This is a genomic window from Longispora sp. NPDC051575, from assembly GCF_040681875.1.
GTDB lineage: Bacteria > Actinomycetota > Actinomycetes > Mycobacteriales > Micromonosporaceae > Longispora.
The window spans coordinates 92351-114923 of sequence record NZ_JBFAZP010000002.1; the positions used below are offsets into that span (position 1 = coordinate 92351).

The 22573-nt window shown below is 73.6% G+C and carries 17 protein-coding genes; 8 read left to right on the top strand and 9 right to left on the bottom strand.

The window, feature by feature from the left end; genetic code table 11:
• Positions 1 to 73 precede the first annotated feature (73 nt).
• A complete protein-coding gene (locus AB0M43_RS04395; protein WP_363721090.1) occupies positions 74 to 2308 on the top strand; it encodes a S8 family serine peptidase in 2235 nt (744 codons plus the stop codon).
• Between the two features lie 58 nt (positions 2309 to 2366).
• Here the strand turns inward: AB0M43_RS04395 and AB0M43_RS04400 are convergent, their stop codons facing one another.
• On the bottom strand, positions 2367 to 3356 hold the full coding sequence (locus tag AB0M43_RS04400) for an aminoglycoside phosphotransferase family protein (protein WP_363721092.1): 990 nt from the start codon (positions 3354 to 3356) through the stop codon (positions 2367 to 2369).
• A 226-nt stretch (positions 3357 to 3582) separates the two neighbouring features.
• On the opposite strand from AB0M43_RS04400, the gene AB0M43_RS04405 reads away from it, so the two are divergent.
• The 3 genes from AB0M43_RS04405 to AB0M43_RS04415 all read left to right on the top strand — a co-directional run bounded on the left by AB0M43_RS04405 (position 3583) and on the right by AB0M43_RS04415 (position 6313).
• On the top strand, positions 3583 to 4695 hold the full coding sequence (locus AB0M43_RS04405; protein ID WP_363721093.1) for a hypothetical protein: 1113 nt from the start codon (positions 3583 to 3585) through the stop codon (positions 4693 to 4695).
• A 10-nt stretch (positions 4696 to 4705) separates the two neighbouring features.
• On the top strand, positions 4706 to 5470 hold the full coding sequence (locus AB0M43_RS04410) for a hypothetical protein (RefSeq protein ID WP_363721095.1): 765 nt from the start codon (positions 4706 to 4708) through the stop codon (positions 5468 to 5470).
• Positions 5471 to 5566: 96 nt separating this feature from the next.
• Positions 5567 to 6313: a TetR family transcriptional regulator gene (locus AB0M43_RS04415; RefSeq protein WP_363721097.1), complete on the top strand. Its 747-nt coding sequence runs from the start codon at positions 5567 to 5569 to the stop codon at positions 6311 to 6313.
• A 45-nt stretch (positions 6314 to 6358) separates the two neighbouring features.
• Here the strand turns inward: AB0M43_RS04415 and AB0M43_RS04420 are convergent, their stop codons facing one another.
• From AB0M43_RS04420 to AB0M43_RS04435, 4 genes are all read right to left on the bottom strand, one after another.
• Positions 6359 to 7555, bottom strand: coding sequence for a metallophosphoesterase (locus AB0M43_RS04420; RefSeq protein ID WP_363721099.1), 1197 nt, complete (start codon positions 7553 to 7555; stop codon positions 6359 to 6361).
• A gap of 225 nt (positions 7556 to 7780) precedes the next feature.
• Positions 7781 to 8059 (bottom strand): hypothetical protein, encoded by a 279-nt coding sequence (locus tag AB0M43_RS04425; protein WP_363721100.1) that lies wholly within the window; start codon positions 8057 to 8059, stop codon positions 7781 to 7783.
• A complete protein-coding gene (locus AB0M43_RS04430; RefSeq protein ID WP_363721102.1) occupies positions 8038 to 8919 on the bottom strand; it encodes a hypothetical protein in 882 nt (293 codons plus the stop codon). The genes AB0M43_RS04425 and AB0M43_RS04430 overlap by 22 nt, the downstream gene beginning before the upstream one ends.
• Positions 8920 to 8971: 52 nt before the next feature.
• Entirely contained in the window at positions 8972 to 10345 is a 1374-nt protein-coding gene (locus AB0M43_RS04435; RefSeq protein WP_363721104.1) for a DUF2079 domain-containing protein, read from the bottom strand.
• A 93-nt stretch (positions 10346 to 10438) separates the two neighbouring features.
• On the opposite strand from AB0M43_RS04435, the gene AB0M43_RS04440 reads away from it, so the two are divergent.
• Together AB0M43_RS04440 and AB0M43_RS04445 are read left to right on the top strand one after the other, a co-directional pair.
• Positions 10439 to 11116, top strand: a complete 678-nt coding sequence (locus tag AB0M43_RS04440; RefSeq protein ID WP_363721106.1) for a response regulator transcription factor — start codon at positions 10439 to 10441, stop codon at positions 11114 to 11116.
• Positions 11109 to 12788 (top strand): ATP-binding protein, encoded by a 1680-nt coding sequence (locus AB0M43_RS04445; protein WP_363721108.1) that lies wholly within the window; start codon positions 11109 to 11111, stop codon positions 12786 to 12788. The genes AB0M43_RS04440 and AB0M43_RS04445 overlap by 8 nt, the downstream gene beginning before the upstream one ends.
• Before the next feature lie 58 nt (positions 12789 to 12846).
• Here AB0M43_RS04445 and AB0M43_RS04450 read toward each other — a convergent pair whose 3' ends face one another.
• Positions 12847 to 14082, bottom strand: a complete 1236-nt coding sequence (locus AB0M43_RS04450) for an MFS transporter (RefSeq protein ID WP_363721110.1) — start codon at positions 14080 to 14082, stop codon at positions 12847 to 12849.
• Positions 14083 to 14248: 166 nt separating this feature from the next.
• On the opposite strand from AB0M43_RS04450, the gene AB0M43_RS04455 reads away from it, so the two are divergent.
• Complete coding sequence (locus AB0M43_RS04455) at positions 14249 to 15982, top strand: M28 family peptidase (RefSeq protein WP_363721111.1); 1734 nt, start codon at positions 14249 to 14251, stop codon at positions 15980 to 15982.
• Positions 15983 to 16055: 73 nt separating this feature from the next.
• Here AB0M43_RS04455 and AB0M43_RS04460 read toward each other — a convergent pair whose 3' ends face one another.
• Both AB0M43_RS04460 and AB0M43_RS04465 read right to left on the bottom strand, forming a co-directional pair.
• A complete protein-coding gene (locus AB0M43_RS04460) occupies positions 16056 to 18380 on the bottom strand; it encodes a discoidin domain-containing protein (RefSeq protein ID WP_363721113.1) in 2325 nt (774 codons plus the stop codon).
• Positions 18381 to 18558: 178 nt separating this feature from the next.
• Positions 18559 to 19755, bottom strand: coding sequence for an ROK family protein (locus tag AB0M43_RS04465; RefSeq protein ID WP_363721115.1), 1197 nt, complete (start codon positions 19753 to 19755; stop codon positions 18559 to 18561).
• Between the two features lie 202 nt (positions 19756 to 19957).
• Between AB0M43_RS04465 and AB0M43_RS04470 the strand changes: the two genes are divergently transcribed.
• On the top strand, positions 19958 to 20665 hold the full coding sequence (locus AB0M43_RS04470; RefSeq protein ID WP_363721117.1) for a hypothetical protein: 708 nt from the start codon (positions 19958 to 19960) through the stop codon (positions 20663 to 20665).
• Between the two features lie 47 nt (positions 20666 to 20712).
• Here the strand turns inward: AB0M43_RS04470 and AB0M43_RS04475 are convergent, their stop codons facing one another.
• Positions 20713 to 22299 (bottom strand): protein kinase, encoded by a 1587-nt coding sequence (locus AB0M43_RS04475; protein WP_363721118.1) that lies wholly within the window; start codon positions 22297 to 22299, stop codon positions 20713 to 20715.
• Positions 22300 to 22573: the final 274 nt, after the last annotated feature.

The window sequence follows — 22573 nt, forward strand, 5'->3', positions numbered from 1 at the left end:
CGGACGGCCTGCCGGGCCATGACAAGGGATTGCCCCGTATCGATCCCCGGGCCCGGCCGCCTACGTTCTGGCCATGAGACCTCCAATCAGGGCACTCCCCGTCATCCTGGCCCTGGCCGTGGCCGGCACCCTCCCGGCCACGGCCGGCGCCGAACCCGCCCCGCCGGCCCCCCTCCTGAGCGCCGGCCAGTCCGTCGCCGGGGAGTACATCGTGGTCCTCAAGGACGGCGCGGGCCTGGTGGCGGACGACCCGCTGCCGGCGTTCGGGCTCGCGGCGGGCGAGGCGCGGGTCAGGTACACCTACAACACCGCGCTGCGGGGCTTCTCCGCCTCGCTCACGGACGCGGCGCTGGCGAAGGTGCGCCGCCACCCGTCGGTCAGCTACGTGTCGACCAACGGGATCAACCACATGGCGGAGTCGGCCGCGCCGGGGACCGCGGGGTCCGCCGCCCCGGTGACCCAGGACAACCCGCCGAACTGGGGCCTCGACCGCATCGACCAGACGAACCTGCCGCTGGACAAGAAGTACACGTATGGCGCCGATGGTTCGGGGGTGCGGATCTATGTCGTGGACGGCGGGATCCGGTCCACGCACGCCGACTTCGGCGGCCGGGTCGCGGTCAGCGAGGGACACTCCATCTTCGACGACGGCAACGGCACCGAGGACTGCCCGTCCAACGGGCACGGCACGCACGTGGCCAGCACCGCCGGCGGCACGGTCTACGGGGTGGCGAAGAAGGCCATCCTGGTGCCGGTGCGCCAGTTCCAGGGCTGCAACTCGTCCAACACCGACGCCGACGTGGTGAAGGCCACCGACTGGGTGGCGGCGAACGCGAGGAAGCCCGCGGTGGCGAACTTCAGCACCGGCGACCCGGATCTGACCCACCCGACGGTGGACGCGGCGATCAAACGGCTGGTCGAGACCGGGGTGACGGTGGTCGTCGCGGCCGGCAACTTCAGCAAGGACGCCTGCCAGACCTCGCCGGCCACCACGAGGACGGCGATCGCGGTCGGTTCGTTCGACAACACCGACACCTTCAACTCGGGTACCGACTGGGGCACCTGCGTGGACTTCTTCGCGCCGGGCGTCAACATCACGGCGGCCAACGCGGCCGGGGACACCGGCGGCACCGCCAAGACGGGTACCTCGATGGCGTGCCCGCACGGCGCCGGCGCCGCCGCCCTGTACCTGCAGGGCAACCCGACGGCCACCCCCGCCCAGGTCGAGGCCGCCCTGGTCGGCGCCGCCTCGAACGTGACCATCAAGAACGTGCCCGGCACCGGCTCGCCCAGCAAGGTCCTCAACATCAGCTCCTTCGGCGGCGGCCCCGTCCAGAACGACTTCTCCGTCGCGGTCAGCCCGTCGGCCGGCCAGGTCGACCCGGGCGGCTCCGCCACGGTCACCGTGAACACGGCGGTCACGTCCGGCGCGGCCCAGACCGTGGCCCTGTCGGCGTCCGGGCTGCCCGCCGGGACCACCGCGTCCTTCGCGCCCGGCTCGGTGCAGTCCGGCCAGGCGTCGACCCTGACCCTGGCGACGACGGCCTCCACCCCGGCCGGCAGCTACCCGGTCACCGTGACCGGCACGGGTGCCGCGACCCGGACCGCGACCTACACCCTGACCGTGACCGGCACTCCCCCGGCCGGCGACTTCTCGCTGACCCTGAGCCCGGGGACCGGCACCGTGGCCGCCGGGGCGTCGGTGACCACGACCGTGAACACGGCCACCACCTCGGGCGGCGCGCGGGCCGTGACCCTGACCGCGAGCAACGGGGCCCTCGCCCCGAACGGGATCAGCGTCGCGTTCAGCCCGTCGACCGTGCAGTCGGGCTCGTCGGCCACCGCCACGGTCACCGCCGCGTCGACGGTGGTCCCCGGCACCTACAACGTGACCGTGGTCGGGACGGCCGGCGACCTGCGGCACACCGCCGACTACACCCTGACCGTGTCCTCGGACGTCCCGCCGGGCGGCCGGAAGTTCACCAGCACCCAGTCCTACTTCATCCCCGACCCGGGCACCGTGGACAGCCCGATCACGGTGACCGCGACCGGCTCGGCCGCGAGCACGATCGGGGTCACGGTGACCGCCTCGCACTGGTGCGGCTCGGACCTGTCGATCGCGCTGGTGTCGCCGACCGGCACGGCGTACCCGGTGAAGGCCGCGACCGGCGCGTGCGCGAACTACACCGGCGGCACGTACACGGTGGCCGGGGTGTCCTCGGTGGCCGGCGGGGTGTGGAAGCTCCGGGTGACCGACACGAAGGCCTGGAACTTCGGCAACCTGAACGGCTGGTCGCTCACCCTGTGACCGGGCGGGGTGTCCGCCGTCCGGGCCGGGACGGCGGACACCCCCCGGCGGGCCGCTCTCAGGCGGCGCCCACCGCGGCCAGCACCCGCCGGGTCGCGTGCCCGGCGATGTGCAGCATGAACTCGCGGTCCGGGAAGTCGCCGTCGAGCAGCCGGAGCGGGCCGGCGACCAGGGACAACTCCAGGGCCAGGTCGTAGAGCCGGAGCCGGTCCCGGTCGAGGTCGGGCACCTCCAGCCACCGGTGGTGGTGCGCGCCGAACCGGAGCCGGAGGAAGACGTGCTCCCACTCGACGTCGAACCACATCACGCCCTCGATGTCGATCAGCACCGGCTCGCCGTCGGCGGCGACCAGGATGTGGTCGGGCCCCAGTTCCCCGTGCACGAGCCCGTGGGCCGCGCGGGGGCGCACGGCGGCGGCCCGGTCCCGGAGGGCGCCGGCGATCCGGTCGCGGACGGCGGCGAGTGCCTCGACCCGGGCGGCGGCCTCGTCGAGGTGGCGCAGCGCCCGGTCCAGGACGACCCGCCCGCAGTCGCGGTCCTGGGGCGCGGTCCCCGCGTCGACCAGCGCGACCTTGCCGAGCCGGGTCTCCCGCTGCCCGTGCATCCGGTCGAGCGCGGCGGCCAGCTTCGCCATCGTGGGCCCGGCGGCGTCCGGGTCGCGGTCCAGGAGCGCCTCCAGGGTCTCGCCGCGCACGTCCTCGACCAGGGCGACGTCGGCCGGGTAGTGCTCGCGGCTCCGGTCGAGGAGGCGCAGCCCGGGGGTGCGCACCCCGACCGCCGCCAGCCGGGCGTGCGCCGCCCCGAACAGTTCCGCGCCGGAGGCCTCGGCGAACGGGTCCGTGGGGTCCTCGACGCCGGCCGGCCAGTAGTTCTCGGCCGGGGCCCAGACGTAGAGCACCACCGTGGACCCGTCGTCCATCGTCAGCCGGTACACGCCCTTCTTGCTGCCGCCCCGGAGCCGGTCCACCGCGCGGAGTGTCCGGTCGGGCCCGAGGGCCGCCCGGACGAGGCCGGCCAGGTCTTCCTTCGCTACGAATCCGCGTTCCATCGTTCCCCCCGGGTGCGCCGTGTGACGCTCCAGCATGGCCAGGGCGGGCCCCAAACCCAACCCTTTTCCGGGTACGGGCACCCGTACCCATTTGGCGCCCCGAAATACATCAGAAAGTGTCGGAAGTAATCCCCTCCGTAACCCTTCCTGTCGATCTTGGGTGTATTTAGCATCGGACGTACGTTGTGGCAGGTCATCCACCCAGCAGCACCGAGAGGATCCCGCCATGCCCGCACCCGGGCCCCTCGGGGCACGCCGCGCCGCCCGCCGGTCCGCCGCCGTGGCCGTCGCGCTCCTGGCCGGCTGCACCGCCCTGGCGCTCGCCTCCCCGGCGGGCGGGGCGGACCCGGCGACCGGGTGCCGCAACGGCTTCTACCTGGTCAAGGGCTCGACCCTCTTCCGGTACGACGAGAGCGCCGGCGCGCGGGTCACCGTCGCCCAGCTCCCGGTCCGGGTCAACGGCCTCGGGTACGCCGCCGCCCAGGGCCTGTTCTACGGGATCGGCGACTACCACCACGGCTCGCGCCTCGTCACCGTCGGCCAGGGCGGGACGGTCACCGACAAGGGGCCCGCGCCGGCCGGCCTGCGGGGCGCGTTCGCGGGCGCGGTCACCGGCCGGACCTGGTACCTGCGCTCGGACGACGAGCTGTACGCCGTGGACGTCGCGCCCGCCAGCCCGACGTACCTGAAGGTGAGGTCCAAGGTCCATCTGTCGCGCGACGTGGAGCTGGGCGACTTCGACGTGGACCCGGCCGACGGCGCCCTGTACGGCGTCGACACCGACCACGGCCCCGGCCGGGTGACCCGGATCAACCCCGCCACCGGCGCGGTCACCTGGCTGGCAGCCACCCCCACTCTCCCCGGGTCCGGCAGCTACGGGGCCGTGGTGATCACCCCCGACGGTCTGCTGCACGCGCTGAACAACACGACCGGCCGGCTGTACCACGTCCGCCGCTCCGACGGCCGGGTCACGTCCACCGGGGACGGCCCGGGCACCCAGCACGCCGACGCCGCCGGCTGTCCGCACCAGGACCCGGTGCCCACCCCGAGCCCGACGCCGCCGCCGAGCCCGACCCCGCCGCCGTCGCCGGTGCCCGTCCCCCCGGCGCCCCGGACGAGCCCGCCGACGCCCGAGCCGACGGAGACGGTCCCGCCGGCCGCGACTCCCCCGGCGACCACGCCGCCGGCCCCGAAGCCGTCGCCGAGCCCGTTCGTGGCCAGCGGGTACAAGCCGCCGCTGCCGCCCCCGCCCAGGCTGCCGCTGACCTGGTTCGTCGTCGTCGCGATGCTCGTGCCCGCCGTCATCGTCGCCGTGCGCGGCGCCGTCCGTCTCAGGTAGGAGACCGTCCATGTCCATGCTGCTCACCGGTACCGGGGTCATGGCCGCCTCCGCCGTGCTGTCGGTACTCGGCTTCCTGTTCGTGTCGAGGTACGTGCCCGCCCGCTGGGTGGTCGCCGACTCCAACGGGGCCGGCGCGCTGTACGCCACCATCGGGATGGTCTACGCGATCCTGATCGCCATCGCCGCCATCGCGGTGTGGGAGCCGCACACCGACGCCGGCGCGAGTACCGACCGGGAGGCGGCGGACATGGTGGAGGCGTACCGGTCCGCGGGGCAGCTGGCCGATCCCGACCGCACCGACATCCAGGCGCTGATCACCCGGTACACCCACGAGGTCGTGAACCGGGAGTGGGACACCCTGCGCGACGGGCGGGCCGCCGACCCTCGGACGGCCGCGACGTTCGAGGCGCTCCGGGTCCGGGTCGAGAAGGTCGAACCGGTCGGCGAACGGCAGCAGACCTACTTCCAGCAGCTGCTCGGCCGGGTCAACGACGCCGCCGACGCCCGCCGGACCCGGGTCGCCGCCGCCGACGAGGGCATGCCCGAGCCGCTGTGGCCGATCCTGATCCTCGGCGGCCTGGTCACGGTCGGCTTCCTCTGGATGTTCGGCATGGAGCGCACCTTCCCCAACGGGCTGATGATGGCGGTACTCGGCGGGATGGTCGCCCTGATGCTCTTCGTGCTCTACCAGGTCGAGTACCCGTTCAGCCACGGGATGGCCGTCGAGCCGGGCGCGTTCGAGGAGGCGCAGCGTCAACTCGGCCAGACGTAGCGCCACCGGGCGCGACCCCGCTCCGACCGGCTGTTCCGGGCGGTCGGAGCGTCCGCGGGGCGGCGGAACAGCCCGGCGGTCTGATATTGTCCGGGCATGGTCTCCCCGCCGCCCGGTTTCCAGCGGGCCCGCCGCCCCGAGCAGGTCGAGGCGCGCCGGTGCGCCATCCTCGACACGGCGCGGGCGATGCTGCGGGTCCGCCGGGTCGCCGACATCAGCCTGCGGGAACTCAGCGACGGCGTCGGCCTGGCCAAGTCGAACGTCCTGCGGTACTTCGACAGCCGCGAGGCCATCTTCCTCGAGGTGATGGACGAGAACTGGACGGCGTGGCTGGACGAGGTCGAGGCCGCCCTCGCCGCGCAGGATCCCCCGGGCCCGTCCAGCGCCCGGGTCGCGGTGCCGGACCATGGCCCTGCCGCCGGGGGCCCGTTCGCGCGGGAGACCTGGGTGGCCACCGTCGTCGCCGGCTCACTCGCCGCGCAGCCGCTGCTCTGCGAACTGGCCAGCGTGACGGCCGGCGTGCTGGAGAAGAACATCTCGGTGGACGTCGCGCGGACGTTCAAGCTGCGGGCCCACGAGCGCACCGCCCGGTTGGCGGGGCTGGTCCGGGCCCGGGTGCCGCACCTGGACGCACCGGCGGCCGAGCACTTCGCGCAAGCGGTGTTCGTGCTGGTGGCCGGGCTGTGGCCGTACGCGGTGCCGACCGAGGCGGTGTCGGCCGTGATGGCGGAGCTGGGGCTGCCGCCGGCCCGGGAACTGTTCGCGCGCGGGCTCACCGAGGGCCTGGTGAACCAGCTCGTGGGGCTGTCGGCCCGGGCCACGGCCGCCGCGCCGACCCCCTGACGGGAGCCGGCGCGGTCGATGGATCAGGCCGTGGGTGGGCGGGGGTCAGGCGGCGCGCAGGGTCAGCAGGGTGATCTCGCTCGGGGCGAAGATCCGCAGCGGCGGACCCCAGAAGCCGGCTCCCCCGCTGGTGTAGAGCTGGGTGCGCTCCGAGTGCCGGCTCAGCCCCCGCACGCTCGGCTGGTCCAGCCGGACCAGCAGGTTGAACGGCCAGATCTGCCCGCCGTGGGTGTGCCCGGAGACCTGGAGGTCCACGCCCGCCTCGACGGCCGCCGGGATCTGCTTGGGCTGGTGGGCGACGAGCAGCACCGGCAGGTCCGGGTCGGCCCCGGCGACGGCGGCGGCCACGTTCGCGCCGTGGCCGGCGAGGCCGGAGGACCGGGCGGTCGCGTCGTCCACGCCGGCCAGGACGAGCCGGTCGCCGCCGCGTTCGACCACGACGTGCCGGTTGTGCAGGGCGTCCCAGCCGAGGTGCGCCATGTGGTCGAGCCAGCCCTGGGCCTCGTCGGAGTACTCGTGGTTGCCCGTCACGTACACCCGGGCCAGGGTCGCGCGGATCTCGCCGAGCGGCGCGGCCTGGGCGAGGCGGCGGGCCACGGTGCCGTCGGCGATGTCCCCGGCGTGCACCACGATGTCGGGGCCGAGCGCGTTGACGGCCTCGGTGACCCCGGCGGACCACCGGGCCCGGTCGATCGGGCCGTAGTGGGTGTCGGCGAGGACCGCGACCGTCGTGCCGTCCAGGCCCCGGCCGAGCCTGGGCAGGGTGACGTCGACGCGGCGGATCCGGGGGACGCGCATCGCCTCCCGGTACCCCCAGAGGAGGAGGACGAGCACGACGGCGGCCGTGCCGACGGCGGTGATCCGGGACCGGTCGGGGTTGTCGACCCCGGCCAGGAACAGCCCGAACCGCAGGGCGAGGCTCAGGATCGACCAGGTGAACAGCACCCAGACGACGCCGATCAGGGTGTCGCCGATCCGGGCGGCGGCGTCGACGCGGCGCGGGCCGTGGCCGAGCACCATCGTCACGGGCAGCGCCACGAGCGCGGCGGCGAACGCCACGGTGCCGGCGACGACCACGGGGGCCGGCCAGTCCGCGCCGGAGACGACCAGGGTCCACCACGGCAGGACGAACAGCAGCGACAGGACGGCGAACACCGGGACGAGCCACAGCCAGCGGGGCGCGGACCGGCCGGGGGCGCGGGCGGGCGCGGCGGGGGGAGCTGACGACAGGGCTTCTGACATGCGTACCACGATAACGGACTGTTGGTCTCTTAACAACAGCCCGGCGGTTCATTGTCCGGTTCGCCACACCGGGCGGGCCATCCCCGGTCGGCGAGGCCGGGCCCGCGACGGCAGCTCCGCCCGGGTCGCGGTGTCGACCCGGGCGGAGCTGGCTCGATGGTGACGCCGAAACGACGACTCAGGCTTGACGCCCCGGCCGGGTCGGCGTGACCCGGCCGGGGCCGTTCACGCCAGGCGCCAGGTGGCCCCGCGCAGCACGTGCCGGGTCCCCGCCGCCCCGTGGCTGACCGCCCCGTCGCGCACCTCCGGCTCCGGGGCGAGCGGCGTCTCGACGAGCAGGCCGGTCACCTCCACCGGCCGTCCGGCCGTGGTGCCCCAGTCGGCGAGGCCCTCCACGTAGACCACCCAGTCGGCGTCGCCGCGCACGACCGCGCCCCGGTGGGCGTCGGCCGCCGTGCCGCGCAGGGTCACGGTCAGGCCGACTAGTTCGTCGAGGAATACCATGCCGGCGTGGCCTTCTTCGCGAACGTCACCGAGTACACCTGCCGGTCGAAGTCGAGGAGCGGCCGGGAGTAGTACCTCAGGGTGCTCTGGTAGATCTCCATGTCGGGCTCGGCGTGGTTGGCGTGCCACCAGTCGCCGGTCGCCGGGTCGTACCAGCCGTAGTCGAAGTTCACGTAGCCGGGCTTCGCGCGGTACCGGTAGTCGGTCATGTCGACCTGGCCGCGCGCGTCGGGGCGGAAGGCGCGCTCCGTCTCCTCGGCGGTCCAGCCGGAGTCCTGGCCGGAGTGGAACCGCTTGGAGAACACGACCGCCGTCCACTGTGTCGGGTCACCGCCCGGCAGGGCGCCGGTCACGTTGTCCAGCGTCGACAGCAGCGGATCCCTGCGGACCCGGTCGGCGTAGTCGGCCCGGCCGGTCGCCCCGGCGAGCACCGCGTCGAGCGCCGTCTGCACGGCGCGCGCCTTGTCGAAGGTGCCGAACGACAGGCCCAGCGGCGGGTTGATGTTGCCGCGTTCGATGTTCACCGTGGTGACGCCGATGCAGCCCCGGGCGAGGGCGTCGCGTTCCCGGTCGGTCATCTCGCGGCCGTTGGCCCTGCGCCAGGCGGCGGCGTACCGGGCGACGGTCCACGTCCGGGTCTTCACGCCGGCCGGCAGCGGGGCGGCCTCGGGGGCCACCGCGTCGGTGGACTCCGCGCCCGGGCCGGGGCGGGGCGAGGAGGCGAGGCTCTCCCCGGCGGTCACCGCCGCCGGGGCCGCCGACGCCGGCCTGACCCCGAGCCCGCCCGTCGCCGCGAGCCCGACCGTCACCCCGACGCCGAGTACCGCCGCCATCATCGTCCGTAAGAACCTGTTCCGCACGTTTCTCCCTAGGGCGAAGTGGACACTCCGTACGTTCCACACCCCCGGCACGCTACGAGCCCGTCGGCCGCAATGTCACCCCCCGTGTGATTGTTGTCGCAGAGCGTTCATCATGGACGGTCGGGGGGTGTGGCTGACCGTCGATCGGCGTCCGTCGCAGCACGGTCAGCCCGCCGGCCCGGTCCACGACCTCGTAGCCCGCGTCCGGCCCGGCGGGCGGCGCCCCGGAACCGATCGGCCCGTCGACGGTCACGATCCAGTCCGGACGGACCCCGGCGGGCACCTCCGGGTACCGGAACACCTGGCAGCGGGCCGTCAGTTGCGGTACCAGCCGGTTGTCGGCGGCCACCACGGCCCCGTCCGGGATCCGGTCCAGGGCCGCCCGGACGGCCGCCACCTCGGGGGTGACCCGCCAGGCGGCGGGGGTGAGCAGGCCGGCCAGGGGTTGGGTGGCCGCGATCGCGAGCGCGAGTCCGAGAACTCCCACCGCCAACCGGCCGGTCCGGGCCGGGCGCATCCGGCCCAGGACCACGACGAGCGCCACGAACAGGATCGGCATCAGGACGGCGTCGTAGTGGAAGTGCGTGCTCCAGTGGTTGGGGGTGGTCGACCACAGCCGCAGGGCCACGGTGGGTACGGCGACCAGGACCAGCGGGGAGCGCACGGCGAGGAACAGCGTCGGGGCGAGCAGGGCGAACAGCATCCACGCCTTGGCGTCCAGGCCGGCCAGGTGGTCGCCGTCCGCGCCGTAGGCGTACGTGCCGGCCGGGTTGAACGCGGGGATCACGACCAGCGCGGTCAGGGCGGTGCCGGCGAGCCCGACGGCGACCGCCACCGCCCCGAGGGCGCGCTGCCGGCGGAGGATCAGGTACCCGCCGACCGCCGCCAGGGTCAGGCCCAGGTCCTCCTTGACCAGGAGCAGCGGCACCGCGAACAGCACCGCGCGCCGCCACCGGCCGTCCGCGAGGGCCTCCATCGCGAAGGCGAGCAGCGGGACGGCGAAGGCGATCTCGTGGAAGTCGAAGTCCACGGCCTGCTGCACGCCCCAGGACAGCCCGTAGGCGGTGCCCACGGCGAGCCCGCGCCGGTGGCCGAGGGTGCGGACCGCCAGCCGGGCCACCGGCAGCACGGACAGCGCGAACAGGAACGCCTGGGCGACGAGGATCGTCAGCGGGGACGGGAACAGCTTGTAGAAGGGGGCCAGCAGCATCAGCACCGGGTGGAAGTGGTCGCCCAGGAGGTGGAAGCCGGGGGCCTTGAGCTCGGAGACGGGGGCGCGGCCCTCGGCGTACCCCCGGATGGCCTGCTCGAAGATGCCCAGGTCGTAGCCCGTGGTGCGCATCCGGAGATGGTTGGTCACGGACAGTGCCGCGTACGCGGCGAACAGGAGCGCGGCGAGCGCGTGCGGTGCCCAGCGGCGAGTCATGCGGCGACGGTCGCCCGGCGTGGCTGAACGCGCCCTGAAGCCAGCTGAAGTGATCTTCAGGTCGGCCGGTCACGCTGTGCGACGATGGGTCCGATGCGCATTCTGGTGATCGAGGACGAGCGGGCCCTGGCGGCGTCCCTGCGGCACGGCCTGATGGCCGAGGGTTTCGCCGTGGACCTCGCGCACGACGGGCTGACCGGCCTGTCCCTCGCCCGGCTGCACGGCTACCGGGCGGTGATCTGCGACATCATGCTCCCCCGGCTCAACGGCTACCAGGTGTGCGCGGCGCTGCGCGCCGACGGGGTGGACACCCCGCTGCTGATGCTCACGGCCAAGGACGGCGAGTACGACGAGGCCGAGGCCCTCGACACCGGCGCCGACGACTACCTGTCCAAGCCGTTCTCCTACGTCGTGCTCGTCGCCCGGCTGCGCGCCCTGATCCGGCGCGGCGGGGCGGCCCGCCCGACCGTGCTCACCGTCGGCGACCTGCGGATCGACCCGGCCGAGCGGCGCTGCCAGCGGGGCGGCACCGAGGTGGCCCTGACGGCGAAGGAGTTCGCGGTGCTCGCGTGCCTGGGCCGCCGGGCCGGCGAGGTGGTCACCAAGACCGAGATCATCGACGAGGTGTGGGACCAGGCGTTCGACGGGGACGTCAACATCGTCGAGGTGTACGTCCGGGCCCTGCGCCGCAAGATGGACATCCCGTTCGGGGTACGCAGCATCGAGACGGTGCGCGGCGCCGGCTACCGGCTGGTGGCGGCCCGTGCCTAGCCGGGACGGCCGGTCGCGGGACGCCCGGAGCCCCAGCGGCCGGTCGCGGGCCGCGCGTGGCCCCGACGGCTCCGTGCGGAGCACCGGCGGCTGGTGGCGGGCCGGCCGGTGGGGCCGGTGGCACCGGGGTGCCGGCTGGCCGGTCGTGTCGCCCGCCGGGTGGGAGCGCGCGCCCGGCCGGTACTGGCTCGCCGTCCAGGCCCGGGCCGCGCCGCGCCGGATCTCCTCGGTCCGGCTGCGCGCCGCCCTCGCCAGTGCCCTGGCCGCCGCGCTCGTCTTCGGGCTGGGCGCGCTGTGGATGCGCTCGGAGATCTACGACACCCGGATGGCCGCCGAACGGGGGCAGGCGAACCTGGTCGCGCAGAGGCTGGTCTCGACCGCGTTCCGCACCGGCGAGGTGCCTCCGGACCTCGCCGGCCGGAACGAGTGGATCATCACGCTGACCGACGGCACCATGGTGACCGGCGGCGGCGAGATCACCATGTACGCGTGGGGCGGGAGGATGGACCTTCCCCGCTTCGAGGTCGGCAGTGTGGAGGAGGGGTGGTCCTCCGAGGTCATCAGGCACGCCCGGACCTGGGGCGACGAGCCGTACAGCCGGTTCGACGGCAAGGACGTGCTGTTCGCGGTGGCGGCCAGCGGGAAGGTCACCGCCGCGCAGTTGACCGCGTTCGCCGAGAAGTACGGCACCGTCCAGGAGCCGTACCTGGACCAGACCAACGTGCTGGCCTACGTCGTGGTACTCCCCGACGAGGCCGAGGCCGCCGTGCGCGCGCTGGACCGGGCGCTGCTGGGCGTCGTACCCCTCGCGGTGTTCTTCGTGGCCCTGATGGCCTGGTTCGTCACCGGCCGGGCGCTGCGACCGGTCGAGGAGATCCGGGCCCGGCTCGCCGAGATCTCCGGCCAGGAACTCGACCGCCGGGTCCCGGTGCCGCCGTCCGGGGACGAGATCACCCGGCTGGCCGTCACGACCAACGCGACCCTGGACCGCCTGGAGGAGGCCGTGGCCCGGCAGCGCCGGTTCGTCGCCGACGCCGCGCACGAACTCCGCAGCCCCCTGGCCAGCCTGCGCACCGGCCTGGAGGTCACCCTCGCGCACCCCGAGGGCGTGGACTGGCCGGCGGTGTTCGGCACCACCCTGCACGACGCGCGCCGGCTGGGCACCCTCACCGACGACCTGCTGCTCCTCGCCCGGCTCGACCGGACCGCCGGGCACGACACCGCCACCGGCCGGCCCGTGGACCTCGCCGACCTGGCCCGCGAGCAGACCGCCGAACGCGGCTACCTGCACCCCGACGGGCCCCGGTTCACCGCGCACACCGACGGGCCGGCGGTGGTGACCGGCGACGAGTCCCAGCTCGGCCGGCTGCTGCGCAACCTGCTCGACAACGCGGCCCGGCACGCGACCACCGAGGTGCGGGTCGCGGTCGGCACCGCCGGGGGCCGGGTGCTCGTGGTGGTCACCGACGACGGCCCGGGGGTCGCGCCCGCCGACCGGGAGCGGATCTTCGAACGGTTCACCCGCCTCGACGCCGCCCGGGACCGCGACTCCGGCGGCACCGGGCTGGGGCTGGCCATCGCGCGGGACCTGGCCGCGCAGCACGGCGGCACCCTCACGGCCGTCGACAGCCCGCGCGGGGCCCGCTTCGAACTGGACCTGCCGGAAGCCTGAAACCCACCGGGCGGCGGGGGCGGTGCGGCTCGCCGCGGCCCGGGGCGGCCCGGCGCGGTCAGTGCGCGACCAGCTCCGGCGCGCTCCGCTGGGCCCACCGCACCGCCGCCGGCACCGCCGCGCCCGCCCCGGCGAACACCAGCCCGAACAGCAGCCACCCCGGCCACCCCCACCCGACCACGACGGTCGTCAGGATCGCCGGCGCCACGACGCTCGCGAAGGCGAAGCTCATGTTGTACAGCCCCTGGTACTGGCCCTGCGCGTGCTCCGGCGCCAGGGAGAAGGAGATGCCCCACCCGCCGGCCGCCTGGCGCAGCTCGCCGAGGACGTGCACGAGCGCGCCCGCGATCAGGACCGCCGCCGCGATCCACGGGGGCCGGCCGGCGGCGAGCGCGTAGAGCAGGCACGCGGCGAGCAGCAGGAACCCGGAGGCGCGCTGGGCCCGGGCGCCGCCGTCCGCGTCGCCGGTCCCCCGGCTGGCCCGGACCTGGAACACGACGACCACGACGGCGTTGAGGGCCGTGGCCGCCGCGACGACCCAGGCGGGCGCGGAGGTGCGTTCGATGATCCAGAGCGGGACGGCGATGTTGAGCATGCCGTAGTGGATGCACAGCACGGCGTTGAGCAGGGTGAGGGTCACGAACGGCTTGTCCCGCAGCGCCACTAGGCGGGGGCCCGAGGCGGCCTTCGGCTGCGGCGGCACGGCCGGCACCCGCAGGTTCAGCAGGGCGGAGGCGACGAACAGGGCCGCGTTGAGCCAGATGACGGCCAGGTAGCCGTTGCGGGTGTCGTGGGCCAGCGCCCAGCCGGCCGGCAGCGCGCCGACCACCCAGCCGACGTTGGTCACGGACCGCAGGTAGGCCCGGGTCCGGACCCGGACCTCGGGCGGCACCGCCCCGGCGATCAGCGCGCCCCGGCTCGCCCCGAGCCCCGACTCCACGAGGGACACCACGGTGGCGACGACGACGAACCCCACGAAACCCTTCGCCATCGTGTACCCGAGGAGCACGGTCGCCTGCACGCACCCCAGCACGACGGTCACGGTCCGGGGGCCGATCCGGTCGGCGAGGTAGCCGGCTGGCACACCGGACAGCAGCCCGATCACGGCCGCGATCGTCATGCCCACCCCGACCTGGGTGGCGGTCAGCCCGACCGACTTCGAGAAGAACACGACGCTGATGGTGATGAAAGTGCCCCGCCCGATGGACGCGACGAGCGAACTCAGGGTGAGCGCCATGATGGCCGGCGAACCCGGGTTGAGCGCACGCAACACGGTGATCATGGGTGAGGGCATCGTGCGAGGCTATCCGATCGGTCGGCCGGACCGGCGCCCCAGGTGACCCGGAGTGACCCCTGTTATGTCCATAACAATTCAAGGGTACCTATGTCTTGTGTTGGGCATCTGGGTCTGTTTGTCTACGGCCAGCCGTGGTAGCGGCACCGACACAAGGAGTCCCCTCATGAAACGTGTCACAGGCATGGCCGGGCTCGTCCTGGCCCTGGTCGCGGGGACGGTGGCGCTGGGAGCCCAGCCGTCGACCGCCGCCCCCGGAGCAGCGTCGGCGGCCGGCACGACGCTGGCCGCCCCGAACATCGACATCAACAACGTCAAGGCCCACCTGCAGCAGCTCCAGACCATCGCCACCAACAACAACGGGAACCGGGCGACCGGCACCGGCGGCTACACCCAGTCGGCGGCGTACGTGCGGCAGAAGCTGGAGGCCGCCGGGTACACCGTCACGATGCAGACCTGTACCTCGTGCAGCGGCTCCGCCCAGAACGTGATCGCCGACTGGCCGGGCGGCAACACCAGCTCGACCTACATGTTCGGCGGGCACCTCGACGGGGTGTCGGCCGGCCCGGGCATCAACGACGACGGCTCGGGCTCCACCGCCCTGCTGGAGGTCGCCCTGGCCCTGGCCGCCGCGAACCCGACCATGACCAACCACCTCCGGTTCGGCTGGTGGACCGGCGAGGAGCAGGGCCTGGTCGGCTCGAAGCACTACGTCAACTCGTTGTCGGCGGCGCAGAAGACCGCCATCAAGGCGTACGGCACGTTCGACATGATCGCGTCCACCAACGCCGGGTACTTCGCCACCGGCACCGACGCTGTCGCGGTCAAGGTGCGCGAGTACTTCACCTCGATCAACGTGCCCACCGAGACCTCGACCGAGTGCTGCAGCGACGACGGCTCCTTCCGGGGCGCCGGCATCCCCTCCTCGCTGATGTCCACGGGCGCGGGCCGCACCAAGACGGCCGCGCAGGTCACCAAGTGGGGCGGCACGGCCGGCGCGGCGTACGACCCCTGCTACCACCGGTCGTGCGACTCGTACCCCTCGAACGTCAACACGACGTCCCTGGACCGGTACGCGGACTCGATCGCCTACGCCGTGTGGGCGCTGACCGTCGGCTCGGCCACCAGCGACTTCGCGATGTCCCTGAGCCCGACCTCCGGCTCGGTCAACCCGGGCTCCTCGGTCACCGCGACGCTCAGCACGTCCACGACGTCCGGTAGCGCGCAGACCGTGAACCTGGGTGCCAGCGGCGCCCCGGCGGGCGTGACCGCGAGCCTGAGCCCCTCTTCGGTGACCTCCGGCAACTCCTCCACCCTGACGATCGCGACGACCACGGCCGCGACGCCGGGGACGTACACGATCACCGTGACGGGGACCGGCACCGGCGCGACGCACTCGGTGACCTACGCCCTCACGGTCAACGGCGGCCCCGGCTGCACCGGTGCCGGCCAGAAGCTCGGCAACCCGGGCTTCGAGGACGCCACGGCCACCCCGTGGACCGCGTCGACCGGAGTGGTCCGGGCCGGCACCACCGCGCAGCCGGCGCACGGCGGCACCAAGCTCGCGCTGCTGGGCGGCAAGGGCACCACCAACACCACGACGGCGTCGCAGTCGGTGGCCGTCCCGGCGGGCTGCTCCACGTACACCCTGTCGTTCTGGCTGCACATCGACAGCACCGAGACGACCACCACCGTGCAGTACGACAAGCTGACCGTGAAGGTCGGCAGCACCACCCTGGCCACGTACAGCAACCTGAACAAGGCCACCGGGTACACGCAGAAGACGTTCAACCTGGCGTCCTACGCCGGGCAGACCGTCACGATCACGTTCACCGGTACCGAGGACGCCAGCCTCGTGACCAACTTCGTCGTCGACGACACCGCGCTGACGGTGTCCTGAGCGTCGCGGGACCTCGTCCGGGTCCCGTGACCCGGGAGCGGGCCGCCTGTCCGGGCGGCCCGCTCCCGGCCGTTCAGGAGCTGCGGAGTTCGAACGTGTAGAGCGAGTACCCGTAGGTGGTGCCCCGGGTGACGCCCTGCATCCGGACGAAGCGGGCCGAGGTCGGGGTGAACGTGACGTCGTCCACGCCGCCGTTCTCCCCGCGCCGGGTCGCCACGGTCGTCCAGGTGGTGCCGTTGGCGGAGACCTGGAGGTCGTAGTCCTTGCCGTAGGCGGCCTCCCAGGTCAGGACGGCCCGGCCGACGGTCTTCGCCGAGCCCAGGTCGACCTGGAGCCACTCGCCGTTGGTGTAGGCGCTGGACCAGCGGGTGGCCGGGTCGCCGTCGTTGGCCCTGGGCGCCGTGAAGTTCGCCGTCTCGGTGGAGGACGCGGTGGCGGTGCCGCCGCGGGCCAGGTCCGTCGAGGCCGCCGCCGCGAGCACCTCGAACCGGAACAGCGAGTACCCGTAGGTCGTGCCCCGGGCGAGGCCCTGCATCCGGACGTGCCGGGCGTTCACCGGGGTGAGGGTGACGGCGTCCACGCCCGCCGTGGTGCGGCCCCGGCGTTGGGAGACCGTCGTCCAGGTCGTGCCGTCGGCGGAGACCTGGATGTCGTAGTCCTTGCCGTAGGCGCCCTCCCAGTCCAGAACGACGCCGCCGACCGACTTCGTGGCGCCGAGGTCGACCTGGATCCACTGGTTGTCGCTGTAGGTGCTCGCCCAGCGGGTGGCCTGTTCCCCGTCGGTGGCGAAGACCGGGGCGAGGCCGGCGGTCTCCTGCGAGGACGCGGTCGTCGGCCGGTTCAGCGCCAGGTCGTTCGGGTTGACCACGGGCTTGAGGTAGGCGACGCCCGGGCCCATGCCCACCGCGGCCACCAGGGAGGTGAACGCCCCGTAGTCGGTGCCGGACTTCTTCGCCGACCACTGCTTCTGGGCCAGGACCGCGAAGGACTTCTTCACCAGGCCGTGCACGTCGAGTTCGGTGTAGGTGGCGTGCACCAGGTCGTTCCACACCGCCGGCATGGCGCCCTTCAGCCGGGCGTGCTGGACGGGCACCGTCTGGTCGCCGAACACGTGCGGCTCCCAGGAGCTGTACAGCGAGGACGCGTCGAGGCCGTTGCCGTGGTAGTAGTCGGCGAAGGGCACGACGTACAGCTGGCCGTCGTTGGAGTTGATGACGTCGTAGCCGTCGGCGATGGCCGCCGGGCCGGAGTAGTAGCCGTTGTTCCAGCTGTTGACGGTCATGTCGCGGTCGTAGCCGGTGGCGCCGCCGGGGAAGACGCTGAAGCCGCCCCAGATCCGGACCTGCTTGCCGAGGGAGCGGATGTGGCCGGCCATCGTGTTGATGTAGACCTTGAGAAGAGCCTTGTCACCGGGGTACTCGTCGGCGCCCATGTGCAGCGCGGAACCCTTGAACCACGGGGCGAACTCGGAGTACACACTCTTCATGTACGTCGTGGTCGCGGCCTTGCTCAGGTCGAGGTTGTCGGAGTTGCCACCGTTGAGGCCGAGCTCGGGGTGCGCCTTGACGAACGCGCGGGCGTGGCCGGGCGCGTCGATCTCGGGCACCAGGGTGATGGCGTGCGCGGCGGCGGTCGCCTCGAAGGAGTCCCAGTTCGCCCGGGTGTAGGAGCCGTCCGTGGCGGCCAGGCCGGCGAAGTCGGGGTTGGTGCTCTTCAACCGGAACGCCGAGTACGCCTTGGACCAATCCCCGTTGGCCGGGTGGATCTCGTTGTCGTTGAGGTGCAGCTGGAACGTGTTGAGCTTCAGCCACCCCATCCACTTGATGTACGACTGGATGAACTCCGGCGTGAAGTACCGGCGGCCGACGTCGAGCATGAACCCGCGGACCGCGTAGTTCGGGTAGTCCACGGCGGTACCGAGCGGGACCGTGCTGCCCTTGACCAGGATCTGGAGCAGGGAGCGGGTGCCGTAGTACAGGCCGGTGTCGGACGCGCCGGTGATGGTCACGCTGGCGGCGGTGGTGGCCAGCCGGTAGGCCTCGGGCTTGAGGTTGGCCAGGACCGCGCCGTAGGAGGCGTTCGGGTCGACCCGCAGGGCGATGTCGCCCTGGGCGGGGCTGCCGGTGGCGGTGGTCAGCCGGAGCGGGGTCAGTTCGGTGATCTCCGCGACCAGCTGGGTGGCGAGCTGGGTGAGGCGGGGGGACGCGCCCGCCGGTACCACGACGCGGCTCGACGCACTGAGCTGGAGCGATCCGGCGCCGGCGGTCCACTCCTGCAACGCGGGAACGACGGCCGGGGCGGGGTTGTCCGCCGCGATGGCGGGTGGCGCGGCGAGCGTGAGGGAGCCGACGACGGCCAGTGCGGCCACCGCCGCCCGGGCGAAGGTGCGCGTTCTCATGAGGGGGCTCCTTGCTCCTCGGCGTCGGTCGGGTGAGGGTGTCCGGCCGACGTCCGTGTTCTCCTGGGTCGTGCTCCCCGTGAACCCCGGTCGACGGTGACCAGGACGTGTTCTCCCGCCACCCGGCGCGGGCCGGGTGTCGGTGGTGCGGTGTGGGTGGTGTCCTAGTGCGCCGCTGTCATACGGCGACCCCTGGGACGGTCTCGGCCGTCTCGGTGCTGCCGGGCATCGTGAGCATCACGCCGAACTCCTGGCAGATCGCGTGCGCCGTCGCTCCGATCACGACGCTGTGCTCCCCGAGGGTGGAGAACCGCAGCGTCACCGGCGCGAAGCCGGGCATCACCCGCAGGGCCAGGGCCTCGTTCGTCGCGCGGAGCAGCGCCGGGCCGACCGGGTCGCCGACCAGCGGGCCGCCGACCACGAAGTCGGTGACGTCCAGGGTCGCGGCGAGCATCGACAGCAGCCGGGCCAGTTCCCGGGCGCCCCGGGTGATGCGTTCCCGCAGGCCCCGGGCCTCGCCGTCGTCGGCACCGGCGAGGAACCGGTCCACGACCGCCCCGGACGCGTCCCCGACCAGGGTCGGCAGGGTGGCCACCGTCTCCAGGCAGCCGACCAGGCCGCACCGGCAGCGCAGCGACGTGCCGATGTCGAGGTGGCCGATCTCGCCGCTGCGGAACTCGCGGCCCTCGTAGAGCCGGCCGTCGAGGACGATGCCCGCGCCGATCCCGGTCCCGATCCAGATCAGGACCACGCTCACGCCCCACTGGGTGGACAGCGCCACCTCGGACAGCGCGACGGCGTTGGCGTCGTTGACCACGTGCACGGGTGCGTTGCCGCACCGTTCGGACAGCTCCCTGCCGAAGGGCAGCATGTGCCAGTTGTAGTTGACGGCCTCGCGGATCGTGCCGTCGGCGGTGACGATGCCGGGCACCGCCACCCCGATCGCCGTGATCGTGCCGCCGGCCGTGGTCAGCCGGTGCACCGCCGAGGCGGCCACCGCGATCGTGTCGTCGCCGGGGAAGTGCGGGATGGTCACGGTCTGCTCGGCCCGGCCGGTCAGGGTCAGCCGGCTGGCGGTGATCTGCCGGCGGCCCACGTGCACCCCGATGAACCGGTGGTGGTCGCGGTCCAGTTCCAGCAGCGTCCGGGGCTTGCCACCGCGTGAACCGGCCAGTCCGGACTCGCGGACGAGGCGGCGCTCGATCAGGGACGCCACGATGTCGGACACCGTCGCGGCCGGCAGGCCCGTCTCCCGCACGATGTCCGTCCGGGCCACCTGACCGTCACCGACGGCGACGCTCTGCAACACGAGCACGTCGTTGCGGGCGCGCAGGGACCGCTTGGTCCCCTTCTGGGCCGACCGCAGCTGCGTCACCGGAGCGCTCCCCACTTCGTTCGTTCACCGTTGTTACTGCCTCGGGGCCGAGACTATGACGGGATTCGATGCAACACAAGAGGTCCGGCCTTCCTGGATTTTGCAAGACCGGCCAGCGCGGACGACAGCGGACAAACGACAGGCGTCACTACCGTCGGAATGCGAACGAAGAGCGGGGCGCCGCGCTGGGTAAGCTCCCGCCATGACCTCCCCCGACGAACCCGCCGGCCTGCGCGTCGCCGTCCTCACCGCGATGCCCGAGGACGAACGCGGCGGCACGGCGCTGATCCTGCTGCACGGCTGGGGCGCCCCCGGCGACGACATGGTCGGCCTCGGCCAACTGCTCGCCCGGCCCGGGACCCGGGTGTTCGCCCCGGCCGGCCCGCTCCCCGAGTTCGGCGGCGGCCGGGCCTGGTGGCGCCTGGAGCCCGACACGCGCCCCGCCTGGGCCTGGGACGACCAGCCGCCCGCCGACCACGTGCCCAACGCGCTGGTCACGGCCGCGCGGGAGGCCGTGCTCGGGCTGCTGGCGACCGTCCGGGCCCGGTACGCGCCCGAAGCCGTGGTCGTCGCCGGCTTCTCCCAGGGCGCGATGCTCGCCCTCGACGTGGCGCTGCGGGCCGAGGCCGGGGTCGACCGGGTGGCCGCCCTGTCCGGGGTGCTGCTCGCCGACTCCCTCGCCGGGCTGCACGCCCCCGGTCCGCGCCGCCCGCGGGTGCTCGTCGCGCACGGCCGGACCGACGCGCAGGTGCCGTTCCCGGGCGGCGAACAGGCCAGGGACCTGCTGGACAGGTACGGCTACGACGTGACGTGGCGGCCCTTCGACGGCGGCCACGACATCCCGCCGGAGATCGTGGCCGCCCTCGACACGTTCGTCTTCGCCGACCCGGAGCCGTCCGCGACGGACTAGAGACTGGCCGCCGACGCCGGGAGGCACCGCCCGGCCGCCGATCCGGCTCAGGAGTAGCAGTTCGGGCGGTCCCGGGTCAGCAGGAGCGGCCCGTTCAGCCCGGGCGGCGTCGAGGTGACCTCGACCCGGACGTACGTGTTCCCGTTGGCGTCGTGCTCGGCCTGGGTGACGTTCACGGCGCTCACCGTGTTGTAGTCGAGCTGCCCGGACAGCGTCAGGTGCTCCGTCCGGTCGATCCCGGTGTACGGGCCGTTCGCCCCGGCCATCCCCCGGTACCGGACGTGCACGACGATCGGGTTCTGGTTCGGCGGCTCCACGTGGATGTTCGTGCCGATCCGCAGCTGGGCGGCGCAGTTCCAGTCGATCACGCCGTCGTAGAACAGCGCCACCGGCGAGGTCGGCGGCGCGATCCCGGTGGGGCTGGCGGGCGGGGTCAGGGGCGGGGTCTTCGTCGGCGTCGGCCCACCCGGCGACGGGGAGACCGACGGCGTGGCCGAGGGCGAGGGCGTGGCCGACGGCAGGGCGCCCGACACCCCCGGCGACGGCAGCGCGCCCGGCTCGACGACCGTGCTGCCCCCGGTGACCGGGTCCGCCGAGGACGGGCCGCCGGGCCCCGCGATCGCGTACCCGAACGCGGCGAGCGCCAGCACGGTCACCGCCAACGACGAGGCGGTGACGAGCTTCGCGGTCCGGCCGAGCCCGAGGAACGTCTTGGCCGCCACGACCCCCTTGGCCGCCGCGCCGCTCTGCACGGCCCCGACCCCGAGCGGCAGCAGCAGGGCCAGCAACGCGACGCGTTCGGCGAGCTGCCGGCGGCCCCGGGACTCCCAGTCGGGCCCGTAGCCGGCGCTGGCGGCCCAGTCCAGCTCCGCGACGAACGCCGCCGCGTCGCTCGGCCGGTCCTGCGCGCGCTTGGCCAGCCCGCGCCGGACGAGTTCCCGGACCGGCCCGGGCAGCTCCCCGACCGGGATGTCGGCGTTCTCGTGCTGGTAGCGGGCACCGTCCAGCGTCTGCGCCGGATACGGCTTCCCGCCGGTCACGCACTCGAAGAAGGTGGCGGTCGCCGCGTAGATGTCGGTGCGCGGGCTGGCCGGCTCCCCCCGCCACTGCTCGGGCGCCATGTACGCGGGCGTCCCGGCCAGGATCCCGGTGCTCCCGGTGCGCGCCGAGATCCCGAAGTCGGCGAGCTTGCTCTCCCCGCGCGTGGTGACCAGCACGTTCTCCGGCTTGTAGTCGCGGTGCACCACCCCGGCGACGTGCGCGGCGGCCAGCCCGAGCAGAGAGCCCTTGAGCACGTGCAGCGCCGCCTCGGGGCTGGTCGCCCCGTGCTCGCGGAGCAGGGCGCGCAGCGGCACGCCGTCGACGAGTTCCATCACGATCGCGGCGGCGGCGTCGGTCTCCACGTACTCGAACAGTCGCACGATGTTCGGCGCGCTCAACTCGGCGAGGAGCCGCGCCTCGGCCCGGAACCCGGCGAGCAGCTCCGGCGTCCGGCACAACTCGTCCGCGAGGTACTTGATCGCGACCTTGGTCCCGGTTTCGGCGTGCTCGGCGAGCACCACCCGACCGGCCCCGCCCCGACCCAGTTCCCGGACCTCGTCGTAACCGGGAACCGTCCACATCGGCTGACTCATGGGCAGAGCCTAGAGAGCCGCCGGTCGATCCGGCATCCGTCGGGGTACGGAGGTTTCCCCGGACCCCGACTACGTACCGCTATCTGGTCCGGGGCGGGGCCTCGGCCCGTGAGCTGCGCCTGAAGGCGAATTCCCCCGGAATCACCGCAACCGACGGGCACGAAAGTCACCGTCGGTCATCGCGATCTCACCGGTGACATCCGGACCGGGCCGGTCGTACCGCCACCGGGCCCGACGGGCATCCCGGCCGGTGGCCTTCACCAACGGCCGGGCC

What these genes read in the sequence shown, in the direction of transcription:
- AB0M43_RS04455 (WP_363721111.1), top strand. Translation starts at nt 14,249, where the DNA reads ATGAAACGTGTCACAGGCATGGCCGGGCTCGTCCTGGCCCTGGTCGCG.
- AB0M43_RS04420 (WP_363721099.1), bottom strand. Translation starts at nt 7,555, where the DNA reads ATGTCAGAAGCCCTGTCGTCAGCTCCCCCCGCCGCGCCCGCCCGCGCC.
- AB0M43_RS04475 (WP_363721118.1), bottom strand. Translation starts at nt 22,299, where the DNA reads ATGAGTCAGCCGATGTGGACGGTTCCCGGTTACGACGAGGTCCGGGAA.
- AB0M43_RS04440 (WP_363721106.1), top strand. Translation starts at nt 10,439, where the DNA reads ATGCGCATTCTGGTGATCGAGGACGAGCGGGCCCTGGCGGCGTCCCTG.
- AB0M43_RS04400 (WP_363721092.1), bottom strand. Translation starts at nt 3,356, where the DNA reads ATGGAACGCGGATTCGTAGCGAAGGAAGACCTGGCCGGCCTCGTCCGG.
- AB0M43_RS04450 (WP_363721110.1), bottom strand. Translation starts at nt 14,082, where the DNA reads ATGCCCTCACCCATGATCACCGTGTTGCGTGCGCTCAACCCGGGTTCG.
- AB0M43_RS04405 (WP_363721093.1), top strand. Translation starts at nt 3,583, where the DNA reads ATGCCCGCACCCGGGCCCCTCGGGGCACGCCGCGCCGCCCGCCGGTCC.
- AB0M43_RS04410 (WP_363721095.1), top strand. Translation starts at nt 4,706, where the DNA reads ATGTCCATGCTGCTCACCGGTACCGGGGTCATGGCCGCCTCCGCCGTG.
- AB0M43_RS04395 (WP_363721090.1), top strand. Translation starts at nt 74, where the DNA reads ATGAGACCTCCAATCAGGGCACTCCCCGTCATCCTGGCCCTGGCCGTG.
- AB0M43_RS04425 (WP_363721100.1), bottom strand. Translation starts at nt 8,059, where the DNA reads ATGGTATTCCTCGACGAACTAGTCGGCCTGACCGTGACCCTGCGCGGC.
- AB0M43_RS04415 (WP_363721097.1), top strand. Translation starts at nt 5,567, where the DNA reads ATGGTCTCCCCGCCGCCCGGTTTCCAGCGGGCCCGCCGCCCCGAGCAG.
- AB0M43_RS04435 (WP_363721104.1), bottom strand. Translation starts at nt 10,345, where the DNA reads ATGACTCGCCGCTGGGCACCGCACGCGCTCGCCGCGCTCCTGTTCGCC.
- AB0M43_RS04460 (WP_363721113.1), bottom strand. Translation starts at nt 18,380, where the DNA reads ATGAGAACGCGCACCTTCGCCCGGGCGGCGGTGGCCGCACTGGCCGTC.
- AB0M43_RS04470 (WP_363721117.1), top strand. Translation starts at nt 19,958, where the DNA reads ATGACCTCCCCCGACGAACCCGCCGGCCTGCGCGTCGCCGTCCTCACC.